The organism is Streptomyces sp. NPDC091649, from assembly GCF_044756785.1.
GTDB lineage: Bacteria > Actinomycetota > Actinomycetes > Streptomycetales > Streptomycetaceae > Streptomyces.
In genome coordinates, this window is sequence record NZ_JBIVTR010000015.1 from 142700 (window position 1) to 155392 (window position 12693).

A 12693-nucleotide genomic window follows, 5' to 3' on the forward strand; every position below is an offset into this window, starting at 1 on the left:
GGATCAGTTGAGGGGTCCGCCGGCCACGTACATGACCTGGCCGGAGACGAAGCCCGCGTCGTCGCCCGCGAAGAAGGCGATGGCGTTCGCGACGTCCTCGGGACGGCCGACGCGCTGGACCGGGATCTGGGTGGCGGCCGCCGCCTGGAACTCCTCGAAGCCCATGCCGACGCGGGCGGCCGTCTGCGCGGTCATCTCGGTGACGATGAAGCCCGGCGCGACGGCGTTGGCGGTGACGCCGAACTTGCCGAGTTCCTTGGCGAGCGTCTTGGTGAGGCCCTGGAGCCCCGCCTTGACCGCGGAGTAGTTGGCCTGGCCCCGGTTGCCGAGGGCGGAGGAGGAGGAGAGCGAGACGATCCGGCCGAACTTGGCCTCCACCATGTGCGCCTGGACGGCCTTCGCCATCAGGAACGCACCCTTGAGGTGCACGTTCATCACGAGGTCCCAGTCGGACTCGCTCATCTTGAACAGCAGGTTGTCGCGGAGCACGCCCGCGTTGTTCACGAGGATCGTCGGGGCGCCCAGTTCGGCGGCGACCCGCGCGACGGCGGCTTCCACCTGACCGGCGTCGGACACGTCGCAGCCGACGGCGAGCGCGGTGCCCCCGGCGGCGGTGATCTTCTCGACCGTGTCCTTGCAGGCCGCCTCGTCGAGATCGAGTACGGCGACGGAGCGGCCCTCGGCCGCGAGGCGTACGGCGGTGGCGGCGCCGATGCCCCGCGCCGCTCCCGTCACGATGGCGACGCGCTGCTCGGTGGTGGACATGCTTGGTTCTCCTCGCCCTTGGATGCGGCTCAGTGGGCGTCGGGGCGCTTCCCGGACGAAAAGACCCCCGATCACTGAGCAACCGCTTAGTACCTTCAGCAGACGAGACGCTAGAAGCCCCGGCACCCGGTGTCAACGGCGCACGCCCCGGCGGGCCGCACGTCACACCGGGCGGGGCTCCCGCCGCTGTGCCGTCGCGGTCCCGCCGGGGCGCGGATCAGCGCACGAGGAGGTCGAGCAGCCGTTCCACCTCGGCGGCCGGATCGGCGGTCAGGCCGCTGTGCACGGCACCGGGCTGGAGCACCGTGGAGCGCGGGGCGATCAGCCAGCGGAACCGGCGTCCGGCGTCGTCGCCCGCCGCCTGCCCGGCGCCCTCGCCGCCGCCGCAGACCCCCTCGACGGCGCGCAGGGCGGCTCGCACCCCGACGACATCGGCCCGCGGGTCCAACGCCCTCAGCTTCGCCTCGTCGAGATGCGTACGGGCGGCGACGAACGAATGGGCCCGGCAGTACACGAGCACCCCCGCGTTGAAACACTCCCCCCGCTCGACCCGGGGGACGACGCGCAGGAGGGCGTACTCGAAGACATCGCGCCGCGTCATCGGCCACCCTCCTCGCCGGCCGGAGCGGCCGCGGCGGCGCGGTCGTCGCCGGCCGGCTTCGGCCTGGGAGGCAGGCGCTCGGTGAGCCATCCCGGGGCCTGGGACGGCCGGGTCGCGGTCGGCGCGTCCAGCGTGATCCGCTCGTGAATCGTGGCCGCCCGCGCGAGCAGCGGTGCGATGTAGGCCCGGCGCACCTCGTCGGCGGAGTCGAAGCCGGGCTCGTCGGCCAGCCAGACGTCCGGCACGTCGGCGGCGACCTCGGTGAGCAGTTCCTCGGTGACCAGCGGAGCGAGCTCGGCCGCGGCGGCCGCGATATCCGGTGCGAAGGGGGCCAGAACATGGTCCGAGGCGTTGTACGGCTTGGCGGCGGACGCCTGGGCGCCGGGCCAGTTGTGGTGCCAGATCATGGTCGCGCCGTGGTCGATGAGCCAGAGGTCGCCGTGCCACACGAGCAGGTTGGGGTTGCGCCAGGAGCGGTCCACGTTGTTGATCAGCGCGTCGAACCAGACGATCCGCCCGGCCTCGGCCGCCCCGACCCGGTAGGCGAGCGGGTCGAACCCGAACGAGCCCGGCAGATAGTCCATCCCGAGATTCAGTCCGCCGCTCGCGCGGAGCAGCTCCTGCACCTCCTCGTCGGGCTCCGCGAGCCCGATGACGGGGTCGAGCTCGATGGTCACCAGCTCGGGCACCCGCAGTCCCAGCCGACGGCCGAGCTCTCCGCAGATGATCTCGGCGACGAGCGTCTTGCGCCCCTGTCCCGCCCCGGTGAATTTCATGACGTAGGTGCCCAGGTCGTCGGCCTCGACGATCCCTGGGAGCGATCCACCCTCCCGCAGGGGTGTGACATAGCGGGTCGCTACGACCTCTTCCAACACTTTCCCAGGCCACCCATCTCATTGGCTTTTACCGTCCACGGACGGTTTCTCCGAGGCGTAGAGGCGGGAATCACCGGTCAACGGCGCTGGGGAGAATCTGGGGAGTTTCGGCCAGTGAGCCTATGCCCCGCCCTTCCCAAGCAGCCCGTCGATGGTGCCGCGCCCCTTGCTGCCAGCCTCCGGCACGAAGCCAGCATAGTGACCGAGAGTGATCGCCGGCGAGGAATTTCCGAGCCACCGGGCCGAAGTCACGACGGGCGCTCCAGCTTCCCCCCTGGCAGCTCCACCTCTACCGACTGGCGATGCACCGTTCGACGGTGTTGCGTTGTTTCAGATCTCTCGATCGAAGGCCGGGGGGCCGCCGCCCCGGCTGCCGCGACGCAGCCGGCGACCTTGCCGGCCGGGATGGGGATCACTGCCCGGATGCCGCGCCTTCGTAGATGCTCGCGCATAGCACGGGAGGAGTACGAGGACACCGCCGCACTCGTCCTGCACGAACACCTCCGCGGGCGGCGGCATTGGATCCTGGTTGGTGATCGGGCCGGACCGCGTGCCCAGGAGCGTGTGGAACTCACGCACAGCACAGCCGGCGGGGAGCAGCCGAGCGTCGCCTAACTTGATCTTTAACCTGTGCGGCGTGCCGTCGTCCTCGGTCAACGGCTCGTCCCGAGCGGCGGCGCAGCCGCGGAGGAAGGCCCACGCGTGCTCCCAACTTCCAGTCCTGCCTACGAGGCCAAACCCGGACGTCCGGTCTCTCACGGCGGCATACCGGGGAGGGCTCCTCGCCATGGGTGATTTGATGCCGTATATGCCGTGTTGTTCATGCAAGATGTTTGCTGCGAGTTTCGGGGCGAAGTGGCAAGCTGAAAGGAGGCCGCAGCTGTGGGCACCGGGCAGTCCGCTCTGGAGCGTCGACGTCAAGGCGATGAACATCCGTGGCCGCCGCGCTGGATGCGTTGGCTTCCCCCCGCGTTGATCGTGGTGTCGATCGTGCTTGATCAGGCGACACCGCCCCATTACTTTTTCGGGCCGCTGATCACGGCCTCGGTCGTGCTGGCAATTTTCGCCTACCCTCCGCTCGGCGTTGCCTTTACCGGTGCGGCCGGACGTGTCCTGTTGGCGTTCGCCGAAGGGCTCGGGGACGACGTCGGTCCGCAGACCGTCACCACGCTGATCGTGCTGGGCCTCGTCACCGTGCTTTCCGTTGCGCTATGCACAGTGCGCTTCCGGGCAGAGAAGCGCTTCCGCCGGGTGCAAACAGTTGCTGAAGTGGTGCAACTGGCCCTACTGCGACCACTTCCCGCCCAAGTCGGCCCGGTGCGGGTGGCCGGCTTCTACCGCGCAGCCGATGACGAGGCGCTCATCGGCGGAGACCTCTACAGCGTCCGCCGGACCCCTTTCGGTATTCGCGTGATTGTCGGAGACGTCAGAGGCAAGGGTATCGAAACCACCCAGACCGTGACCACAGTTCTTTCGGCCTTCCGGGAAGCGGCCCTGCTTCAGCCAACACTTCCTCAACTCGCCGACCGGATCGACACAGCACTGCAACTCGACCGCGAAAACTCCGAGCTGGACCCAGCCGTCAGCGACGCCTTTCCGGCTCTTGTGTCACCGAAGGGCCCGGAAGATGCGGTAACGCCTGTGGATGAGCTCTTCGTTACAGCGGTTCTTCTCGAATTCTCCTCAGACGGTCGCGAAGTACGGACTTTGGACCGAGGCCACCAGCCTCTACTTCTCGTCAACTCATGTGGCACGACTGTCATGAAGACCGAGCACAGCCTGCCTCTGGGTATGGGAGACCTTCTCGTCGAACAGCCGCAGACCGCCACCCACGCGGTGAATTCCGGCGACATCCTGATCGCCTACTCCGACGGTGTCACCGAAGCACGCGACCGAGCCGGCACTTTCTACCCCCTTCGCGCGCGTCTCCAGACTCATTGCGGCAGCAGTCCTCAGCCACCCTCCCCCGCCGACATCATCGACTTCCTCCAGCACGACCTCGTCCGATGGGCCCCCGCTCTCGCCGACGATGTCGTGGCCATCGCACTCCAGCCCGCCCCACCCGTCCGAGATGCGTGATGACCCCACTGGCGGCGCCCGGGCCAAGACCTCCCGCATTCTGTTCGTCCCGCACACCGGGCTCGCCCGGGAGCACCTGCCACGGGACCTCGGCTTCGGGTCGGGCATGACCTGCTGGCGGTGCCTGGCCGAGTGGACCGAGGCCGGAAGTACGGCCCCGGCTGCACGAGGTCCTCCTCGCCAAGCTCCGCAGCGCGAACGCCCTGAACTTCTCCCTGGCAGCCGTCGACGGCTGCCAGGTCCGCGCGTCAAAGGGGGCTCCAGGACGGGACGAAGCCTTGTGGACCGCGGTTACGCCGGCTGCGGATTCGCCTGGAGATCCGCGACGACATCCACGAAGCCTTCCTGACCCCCGGATGCGCCCTCATCTGCCGGCGGCGGCGACTTCTCTCCCTACCCTGACAGCATCGGCACCCAGTGATCCATCACCTGGCCCAGACGCCGGCGATGATCAGCGATCCAGTCGTCCGGAGGGACGAGCGGGACGCGCACGGTCACCATGGACCCGGACTCGTCCTCCACGACCACCTCAGGGCAGTCACGCTCACCCGTGAGCTGGATGAAGATGGACGGCCCACTGCTCATCTCCATCCAGGCCACGTCTTCGCCGGCGCCAAGCCGGTCCAGTGCGTCGGCCCAGCTCTCCAACCTCGCGACATACAGCGCCAGGTCGACACGGCCGGAAACGAAGGGTGTCTTGACGACGATCTCCGCGTCGAGCCCGGCGGTCCATCCGGGGCTACGTCCCAGAACGTTGACCGAGACGCTGTTGCCCTCATCATCAGCGAGCGAGATGAGCTCCCTCTGAGGACTGTCTCCCATAGCTGCCCTTTCGTCGGCGCGTACCAAGCGATCCTCGCCCGACCTGAGGCCATCCTTCATCTCGTTTTGCCGGCAGTTCTCATTGCCCGACGCTACGCAGGACGGCGTAACCCGCCGCCCACAGGTCGCCGCCGAAGGGGATGCCGTAGCCCGATCCATGGCCTCCGCGCCGATCCGCCGAGCAGACCGTGCTGCGCACCGGCGAGTACGCCGAAGCCCCGTGGGCCGAATTGTTGGCGGGCCTGGCCCACCTGCTGGGCGGCTCAGCCCACCTGCTGGGCGGCTCACGCTCGAACAGGAACGGCAGCGGAGAATCGCAGCCCTCGGTGGGCGGTCACCCAACGCGACGCGGTCCCAGCACGACAGCCCCTCAGGCCCCCGACGGCGGGGGGCGGGCCTCAGCTGGAAGCCGCGGCGGCGATCGCGGCCGCGGCGATCTTCTCGGCGTCCGCCTCACAGCGTGCGGGTGGGTGCTCGTCGCCGCCGAGATCGACCCGCACCCTGAGGTTTCCGTCGAGGACGCTCAGCGAGCAGTTGGTGTCGGGGGGCTCGCTGGGGTCGTCGAGGCTGCGCCAGTGGGCGGAGTCGCCGAAACCGAGAGCCGGTTCGGGCCTGCCCTCCTTCGCCCTCTCCTCGAAGATCTGCCGCTGGAAGAGCGTTCCGTTGTCGGAGGTCTCGTTGGATTCGGACCGGGACCTCAAGAGGAACCACTCGACGAAGGCGTTCGACGCCTCGTCGCGGTAGCGGGCGCCGCCCTCTTCGTGACTTCCTTACCACGCGCAGCTGTTCGTCGCCCGGTCCCGGGACTCCTGGTGGCGGTCCGACGCCTCGTTACGGTCCGGCAGCGGAAGACTCCCGGCCGCCTCCGAACAGAGCGGCACCTTCGTGTACTTGTCCGGTGGTGGCGCGGCGCCCTTTGAGGGCCCACCGCCGGTCTCCGGGCCGTCGGCCGGGGAGTCGGCGCCGCCGGCGTCCACGGCGGCGCCGGGCGAAGCCCCGCCCCGTTGAGCGGTGGTCTCGTCGCCCCCGGACGTGAGTGCGTACACGCCGACGCCGGCACCGGCCAGGGCGAGCCCTCCCGCCGTCGCGAGCGCCGCGAGGACCCTGGGCGCCCCTTCCGACCGGCCGACTGTCCGGGAGGAGCGGGCCGTGCGGCGGTCTGCGTGGGTGCCGAGGCCAGGGCGTCCGCCGGACGACCGGCCGGGCCGGCTGTCCGGGTGGGGCGGCCGGTGCGGCCGTCCGGGTGGGAGCCGAGGCCAGGGCCGCCGGGAGCGACGGAGCGGACACGACCGTGCGCTCGTGGCCGTCCAGCAGCCGCGCGATGCCGGTCCGCTGGGAGTCGATCACCCGGTGCACGGCGGGAGGCCACGGCCGGACGGAGTGGCGGTTCTTCGCCGCCCGCCTCAGGGACGGCACCCTCCCCCGCCCCGTCCGACCACGAAAGTCCAGCGGCGCTCCGGCTCCCGGCGTGAACCCCACGACGCCGGGGCACGTACCCCTGACCGGAGTCACCGGTGCCGGGGGACCGACGAAGGGAACGCCGCGATGAGCGCAACGCAGGACCGCCGGAGCCACCTCGCACGCCGCACGGCCCTCACGGCGGCGGGGGCCGCCGGAGCGGCTGCCGCCCTCGCCGCGTGCGGCGGATCGGGGGGCCCGGACGGCCCGGACGGCTCGGACGCCGTCGAGCAGCCCGGCAGCGGGGACGGCGGCAAGGGCGGTGAGGTGATCGCCGCGACCGCCGACATCCCGGAGGGCGGCGGGGTGGTCTTCGCCGCACGGAAGATCGTGGTGACCCAGCCGCGGCCGGGCGAGTTCACGGCGTTCTCGTCGACGTGCACGCATCAGGGCTGTGCGGTCACCGACGTCTCGGGCGGCGCGATCGTATGCCCCTGCCACAACTCCACCTTCGACGCCGCCACGGGACGCCCGACCGGCGGGCCCGCCACCCGGCCGCTGCCCGCCCGTGAGATCACCGTCGAGGGCGACTCGATCAGGCTGGCGTAGCCGGTCCCGGCCCTGCTCCCTGCCCGGGCGGCCCGTTCCAGCTTCTGGGGACGGCGTCCGTGGTGGTGACGGTGGCGACCAGGGCGAGCGTGTTGCGGACCACGGCGGAGGTGTACGCGGCGGGGACCCCCGCGATGGCGTCGGACGGGACGACGGCCGTGTAGCCGAGGTTGTCCGCGTCGAAGACCGCGTTGGGGACGGCGACGTTGGCCGATACGCCGGTGACGACGAGCGTGCGGCAGCCGAGGTTGCACAGCAGCGGGCCGACGTCGGTTCCGGCCAGGGGCGAGAGGCCGTGCAGCCGGCGGACGACGAGGTCCTCGTCGACCACCTCGATCGGGGGCGCGACCCGGACGGCCGTGGTGCCCGTGTGCTGTTGGACGGGCAGCCGGGCGGCGGCGCGGAAGATCCGGGCGTTGCGGTTGCCGCCGCGCCCGTCTGGCCGGCTCTCGGCGACGGCGTGCATCACCTGCACGCCGCTCCCCCGGGCGGCGGCGACGAGCCGGGCGATGTTGGCCAGTGCGCCCGACGCGTGGGCGACCTCGGCGAGTTCGGGCAGGGCGCTGTCCGGCCCCACGACGCCCTGCTGGCACTCGACGGTGAGCAGGACGGTGGTGGCGGGGTCGAGCAGCTCGCTGAGCCGCTCGTGTGACGCGCGCTCGACGGCACGGGCGCTCCTCCCTCTCCTGTGCCCGCCACCCGGGGGCGGGCTTCCGCGGACCGGCCGGGCGCGCGAGGGTAGCGGCCATTGCGCCACGAAGGAAGAGCGGCCATACGTTCTGACGAACCGTCAGCAGCAAGGGGAGGCCACCATGACGGACACCCAGCGACGAGGCCGCCGGATCATGATGACGCCCGAGGAGCGGGACGCCTATCTCGGCGAACAGCGCACCTGCCGGGTGGCGACGCTCGGCCGCGACGGGGCTCCGCACGTCGGAGCGCTGTGGTTCGTCTGGGACGGCGGCTCGCTCTGGCTGTACTCCATCACCCGCAGCCTGCGCTGGTCCCAGCTGCGCGGGGATTCCAGGGTCGCCGTGGTCGGGGACGACGGCGAGGGATACGGGGAGCTGCGGGGCGTGGAGCTCACCGGCCGCGCGGAGCGCGTCGGGGAGGCGCCCCGCACGGGCCGGCCCTGCCCCGAACCGGAAGAGCCGGAGCGGCTGTTCCCCGCGAAGTACTTCGGCATGGCGGAGATGCCCCACGACGGACGGCACGCCTGGCTGCGGCTCACCCCGGAGACGGTCACCTCCTGGGACTTCCGCAAGCTGGCCGGTCCCGCCTGACCCGGCATCCAGGCCGGGGGCCGTCGGCGGCCACCGCACCGCACACGGGGGCCGGCCGCCCCACGCCTGGGTTCACGCCCCGCCGGCCGCCACGCCCGCGCCCGCCGCGCGCAGGGCCTTCACCGCGGCGCGGACCGACGGGCGCCGGTCCGCGTCCGTGCGCCAGACCGCGTGGACGTGCCGCCGCATGGTCTGCCGCACCGGCACCAGGCGCACCCCTTCGGGGACCGGCCCCCGCCCCAGCCGGGGGGCCACACAGACGCCGAACCCGGCTGCGATCAAGGCGAGTTGCGTATGGTGCTCACCGGCCAGGTGGGCGATGCGCGGCTCGATCCCCCGGGAGCGCAGGGTGAACATCAGCCATTCGTAACAGAATTCCCCCTCGGGCCAGGACACCCACGGGTCGTCCGCGAAGTCCTCCAGCTCCACCTCGCCGCGGTCCGCCAGCGGATGTCCGGCCGGCATGGCGATGTCGGGGGCGTCGTCGAGGAGTTCGGCCTTGGTCAGCCCTCCGGGAACGGGCAGCCGCTTGTTGCTCCAGTCCAGCACGACGGCCAGGTCGACATCCCCCCGGAGCACCGCGCGCAGCCCCTGCTCGGGTTCCAGCTCCCGGGTACGGACGGTGAGGTCGGGGTGGTCCGCGCGCAGGGAGGTGAGCGTCGCGGGGAACAGCCCCCGGGCCGCGGTCGGGAAGGCGCAGATCCTCACCTCGCCGACGACCTCGCCCCGTTGGGCCTCGATGTCGGACTGGGCGAGTTCCACCTGGGACAGGATCCGCGCGGCATGGTCCGCGAGCAGCCGGCCCGCGTCGGTGAGACGGACGCCGCGGCCGTTCCTGGCGAGCAGTCGCTGCCCCACCTCGCGCTCCAGCTTGGCCATCTGCTGCGAGACCGCCGACGTCGTGACGTGCAGCCCGTCGGCCGCGCCGCTCACCGAGCCGTGCCGGGCGAGGGCGTCCAGCGTGCGCAGTCGCTCCAGATTCAACATGTAAGCAATGCTACGCGATTACCCGCATAAAGATTCGCTTGTTCTACGGTGTTGTCCTCGTCAGGGTGGACCTCATGAGCGCTCCCCGCGAGCCGGAGGCCACGGCCCCGGCATCAGCACCTCCCCCGCCCGCCCCGTCCTCGCCCACCCTCCCTGCTGCCCGGCGCCCCGCTCTCGACTGGCGGCTCCGGTTCGCGGGACTCTCGCTCATCTGGGGGTTCAGCTTTCTGCTGATCAAGGTCGGGACCGAGGGATTCGCTCCGTTCCAGGTCACCTTCGGCCGGCTGCTGGCAGGTACGGCGGTGCTGGCCGTCGCCATGGCGATGCGCCGGGAACGGCTGCCGCGTTCGACCCGGACCTGGGGGCACCTCACGGTCGCGGCGTTCCTCCTCAACGCGCTGCCGTTCTCGCTGTTCTCCTACGCCGAGCTGACGATCCCCTCGACGCTGGCCGGCGTCTGCAACGCGACCTCCCCGCTGTGGGGCATGGCGCTCTCGGTGGTCGCCCTGTCGGAGGACCGCCCGACCCGCCGCCGGGTGGCCGGCCTCGGCGTCGGCTTCCTCGGGGTTCTCACCGTGCTGGGCGCCTGGCAGGGCTTCTCCGGCCTGGACCTGCCGGGTACGGGCATGGCCCTGCTCGCCTCGTTCTGCTATCCGGTCGGCTGGATCTACGTACGCCGCACCCTGGCCGGGACGGGAGCCTCGACGCTGGCGCTGACGGGCAGCCAGCTCTTCCTCGGTACGCTTCAACTGGCGGTGGTCACGCCGTTGTTCACCTCCACCCCCACCGCCTTCCCGCTGCTCCCGACGCTCTGCGTCCTCGCTCTGGGCGCACTGGGCACCGGCCTGGCGGTGCTGCTCCAGTACGGCCTGGTCCAGGAGGTCGGTCCGACCGCGGCCCAGATGGTCACGTACTTCATCCCGGTGATCGCGACGGCGGCGGGCGTCGCCCTGCTCGGTGAACGGCTGAGCTGGAACACCCCGGTCGGAGCCCTGATCGTCCTCGTCGGGGCGGCCCTCACCCAGCACCGCCCCCGCCCGGCCGCCGCCGTTCCGGCAGCCGCGGCCCTCGCCACCGCCCCGCCGGACGCGGACACCGCCCGCCTCACCCGTAGCTGACCGGCCGCGCGGGCCCCGCCGCGGCGGCCACCGCGTCCGCCAGGGGCCCGACGTCCGCCGCGGTCAACGGGGAGACGGTGAGCCGCACCGCCTGCGGTGTGTCCATCCGGAAGCGGGCGCCCGGAGCCGCCGCCCAGCCCGCGTGGAGCAGGCGGGCGACGGCCCCGGTCTCGTCGCTCACGGGCACCCACACGTTCATCCCGGTGCGACCGCGGGCCACCACTCCGCGCTCCGCGAGGGCGCGGATGAGCGCGTCGCGGCGGTCACCGTAGGAGCGGGCCACCGTGCCGGTGTCGACGGCGCCCGAGGTCCACAGGTGGAGCAAGGCGCGCTGGAGCAGCCGGCTGACCCAGCCCGGCCCCAGCCGTTGCCGCCCCGCCACCCGGTCGACCGTGACGGCGTCCCCGGTGAGCGTGGCGATCCGCAGATCCGGCCCGTACGCCTTGGCCGCCGAGCGGATGAACGCCCAGTGGGCGGTCACCCCGGCCAGCGGGTGCAGCGGCAGGTCGACGATGGCGTGTCCGTGGTCGTCCTCGATCAGCAGCACGTCCGGGTACCGGGCGAGGACCGCGCGCAGCTCCCGGGCGCGCGGTGCGTCCAGCGACGCACCGGTCGGGTTCTGCGCCCGGTCGGTGACGACGAGGGCCCGCGCCCCGGCCCGCAGAGCCCGCTCCACGTCCTCGGCCAGTGGGCCGAAGTCGTCCACGCCGACCGGCACGGCACGCAGCCCGAGCGCCGGCACGAGGTCCAGCACACTGCCCCAGCCGGGGTCCTCCACCGCGACCGCGTCGCCGGGCCTCAGGTGCGCCGCGAGGACCCGTTCGATCGCGTCCAGGGCGCCGGACGTCACGGCGACCGGCCCGGCCGGAACCCCGTCGGCGTCCAGCGCGGCGCGGGCGTACGCGGCGAACTCCACGACCACCGCGTGCTGCCCGTACAGACCGCGGCTCCGCGCGTCGGCGGCGGCAGCGGCGGCGAGCGCGGGCCCGAGGTCGGGCAGCAGCGCCGGGTCGGGATTGCCCTTGCCGAGGTCCCGGACACCGGGGGGCGCCTCGATCCGCAGGGACCCGCGCGAGGTGCTGGCCGGGGCGGACCGCACCCGGCTCCCGCGGCGGCCCGCCGTCTCGATCACCCCGCGCTCCCGCAGAGTCCGGTAAGCGGCCGCCACGGTGTTGGGGTTGACCTCCAGACGCGCCGCCAACTCCCGCATGGGGGGCAGCACATGACCCGGCGGAAGGTCTCCGGAACCGACCCCGCGCTCCACACTGGCGGCGATCTCGGATGCACGCCGCCCACTGATCCGATACTCTCCTAGCACAAACAACATTATGCACTAGTGCAATGGAGTAAGCAATGCAGCACACCGCATCGCCCGACGACACGGGCTCCGGCGTCGCCGCCGCCTACCTTCCCACCGACCGTACGGTCCCCTCCCGGGCCAAGGGACGTGCCTCCTACGACCGCGAGCTGGTCCACTCGATCCTCGACGAGACCTGCCTCTGCCACCTGGGCTTCGTACGGGACGGCGCCCCGGTCGTCCTGCCGACCCTGTTCGGCCGGATCGGGGAGCGGCTGTACGTCCACGGCTCGACGGGTTCGCGCCCGCTGCGGTCGGCGCGCAGCGCCGAGCCCGGGCTGCCGGTCTGCCTGACGGTCACCCATGTCGACGCCCTGGTGCTGGCCAGGTCCGCCTTCCACCACTCGATCAACTACCGCTCGGTGGTGGTGCACGGCACGGCCGTGTCGGTGACCGACCCCGAGGAGCGGCGGCTCGCCCTGGACGCGATCGTGGAACAGGCCGTGCCCGGCCGCTCCCGCGACTCCCGGCCGGCCGACGCCAAGGAGCTCGCCGCGACGGCGGTGATCCGGCTGGACCTGAACGAGGTGTCCGCGAAGGTCCGCACGGGCGGACCCAACGACGAGCCCGAGGACCTCGGCCTCCCCCACTGGACCGGCATCGTGCCGCTCACCCGGGGATACGCGGCGCCGGTACCGGCGGACGACCTGGACCCCGCCATCGGCGTACCGGACTACCTGTCGGCGCTCTGACGGTCACCGCGACCGCGCCCTGACAGCCGCCGGGCGTGCTCCGGCCGCCGGCGCGCCCCGGCAGTGGTCCCGTCCGCCTCTGACGGCGGCCCCCTGTCCGTGCTCCG

Annotated in this window: 13 protein-coding genes and 1 pseudogene; 5 read left to right on the forward strand and 9 right to left on the reverse strand. The window is 72.1% G+C overall.

All coding sequences use genetic code 11. From position 1 onward, the window contains the following. Positions 1 to 3: 3 nt before the first annotated feature. The 4 genes and pseudogenes from fabG to ACIQMU_RS23880 all read right to left on the reverse strand — a co-directional run. Positions 4 to 765 (reverse strand): 3-oxoacyl-ACP reductase FabG, encoded by a 762-nt coding sequence (gene fabG / locus ACIQMU_RS23865; RefSeq protein WP_030582031.1) that lies wholly within the window; start codon positions 763 to 765, stop codon positions 4 to 6. A gap of 217 nt (positions 766 to 982) precedes the next feature. Further along, a complete protein-coding gene (locus ACIQMU_RS23870) occupies positions 983 to 1366 on the reverse strand; it encodes a DUF3037 domain-containing protein (protein WP_352242197.1) in 384 nt (127 codons plus the stop codon). Continuing rightward, positions 1363 to 2241, reverse strand: a complete 879-nt coding sequence (locus ACIQMU_RS23875; RefSeq protein WP_356727450.1) for a HipA family kinase — start codon at positions 2239 to 2241, stop codon at positions 1363 to 1365. Before ACIQMU_RS23875 ends, ACIQMU_RS23870 begins: the two co-directional genes overlap by 4 nt. A 304-nt stretch (positions 2242 to 2545) precedes the next feature. Then, a pseudogene (locus ACIQMU_RS23880) lies at positions 2546 to 2753 on the reverse strand (IS5/IS1182 family transposase); the annotation flags it as partial. Positions 2754 to 3123: 370 nt separating this feature from the next. On the opposite strand from ACIQMU_RS23880, the gene ACIQMU_RS23885 reads away from it, so the two are divergent. Further along, on the forward strand, positions 3124 to 4320 hold the full coding sequence (locus ACIQMU_RS23885; protein ID WP_402689635.1) for a PP2C family protein-serine/threonine phosphatase: 1197 nt from the start codon (positions 3124 to 3126) through the stop codon (positions 4318 to 4320). A 393-nt stretch (positions 4321 to 4713) separates the two neighbouring features. Here the strand turns inward: ACIQMU_RS23885 and ACIQMU_RS23890 are convergent, their stop codons facing one another. Both ACIQMU_RS23890 and ACIQMU_RS23895 read right to left on the reverse strand, forming a co-directional pair. Next, a complete protein-coding gene (locus tag ACIQMU_RS23890) occupies positions 4714 to 5142 on the reverse strand; it encodes a DUF5959 family protein (protein WP_352242194.1) in 429 nt (142 codons plus the stop codon). A 398-nt stretch (positions 5143 to 5540) separates the two neighbouring features. Further along, on the reverse strand, positions 5541 to 5843 hold the full coding sequence (locus ACIQMU_RS23895) for a hypothetical protein (RefSeq protein WP_402689636.1): 303 nt from the start codon (positions 5841 to 5843) through the stop codon (positions 5541 to 5543). A gap of 844 nt (positions 5844 to 6687) precedes the next feature. Here ACIQMU_RS23895 and ACIQMU_RS23900 point away from each other — a divergent pair. Continuing rightward, the gene (locus ACIQMU_RS23900; protein ID WP_352242191.1) at positions 6688 to 7149 is read left to right on the forward strand and encodes a Rieske (2Fe-2S) protein; all 462 of its coding nucleotides are present in this window, start codon (positions 6688 to 6690) and stop codon (positions 7147 to 7149) included. Here ACIQMU_RS23900 and ACIQMU_RS23905 read toward each other — a convergent pair. Further along, complete coding sequence (locus ACIQMU_RS23905) at positions 7136 to 7780, reverse strand: isochorismatase family protein (RefSeq protein ID WP_352242318.1); 645 nt, start codon at positions 7778 to 7780, stop codon at positions 7136 to 7138. The two genes, ACIQMU_RS23900 and ACIQMU_RS23905, sit on opposite strands and share 14 nt — an antisense overlap. Before the next feature lie 181 nt (positions 7781 to 7961). Between ACIQMU_RS23905 and ACIQMU_RS23910 the strand changes: the two genes are divergently transcribed. Next, on the forward strand, positions 7962 to 8432 hold the full coding sequence (locus ACIQMU_RS23910; RefSeq protein ID WP_352242190.1) for a pyridoxamine 5'-phosphate oxidase family protein: 471 nt from the start codon (positions 7962 to 7964) through the stop codon (positions 8430 to 8432). A 72-nt stretch (positions 8433 to 8504) separates the two neighbouring features. Here ACIQMU_RS23910 and ACIQMU_RS23915 read toward each other — a convergent pair whose 3' ends face one another. Continuing rightward, the gene (locus tag ACIQMU_RS23915) at positions 8505 to 9419 is read right to left on the reverse strand and encodes a LysR family transcriptional regulator (protein WP_352242189.1); all 915 of its coding nucleotides are present in this window, start codon (positions 9417 to 9419) and stop codon (positions 8505 to 8507) included. 74 nt (positions 9420 to 9493) lie between these two features. Here ACIQMU_RS23915 and ACIQMU_RS23920 point away from each other — a divergent pair, with 74 nt between their 5' ends. Continuing rightward, the gene (locus ACIQMU_RS23920) at positions 9494 to 10537 is read left to right on the forward strand and encodes a DMT family transporter (protein WP_402689637.1); all 1044 of its coding nucleotides are present in this window, start codon (positions 9494 to 9496) and stop codon (positions 10535 to 10537) included. On the opposite strand, the gene ACIQMU_RS23925 is transcribed toward ACIQMU_RS23920, so the two are convergent. Beyond that, positions 10524 to 11855 (reverse strand): aminotransferase class I/II-fold pyridoxal phosphate-dependent enzyme, encoded by a 1332-nt coding sequence (locus tag ACIQMU_RS23925; RefSeq protein WP_352242187.1) that lies wholly within the window; start codon positions 11853 to 11855, stop codon positions 10524 to 10526. The two genes, ACIQMU_RS23920 and ACIQMU_RS23925, sit on opposite strands and share 14 nt — an antisense overlap. Before the next feature lie 35 nt (positions 11856 to 11890). Here ACIQMU_RS23925 and ACIQMU_RS23930 point away from each other — a divergent pair, with 35 nt between their 5' ends. After that, the gene (locus ACIQMU_RS23930) at positions 11891 to 12586 is read left to right on the forward strand and encodes a pyridoxamine 5'-phosphate oxidase family protein (protein ID WP_352242186.1); all 696 of its coding nucleotides are present in this window, start codon (positions 11891 to 11893) and stop codon (positions 12584 to 12586) included. The last annotated feature ends 107 nt before the right edge of the window (positions 12587 to 12693 follow it).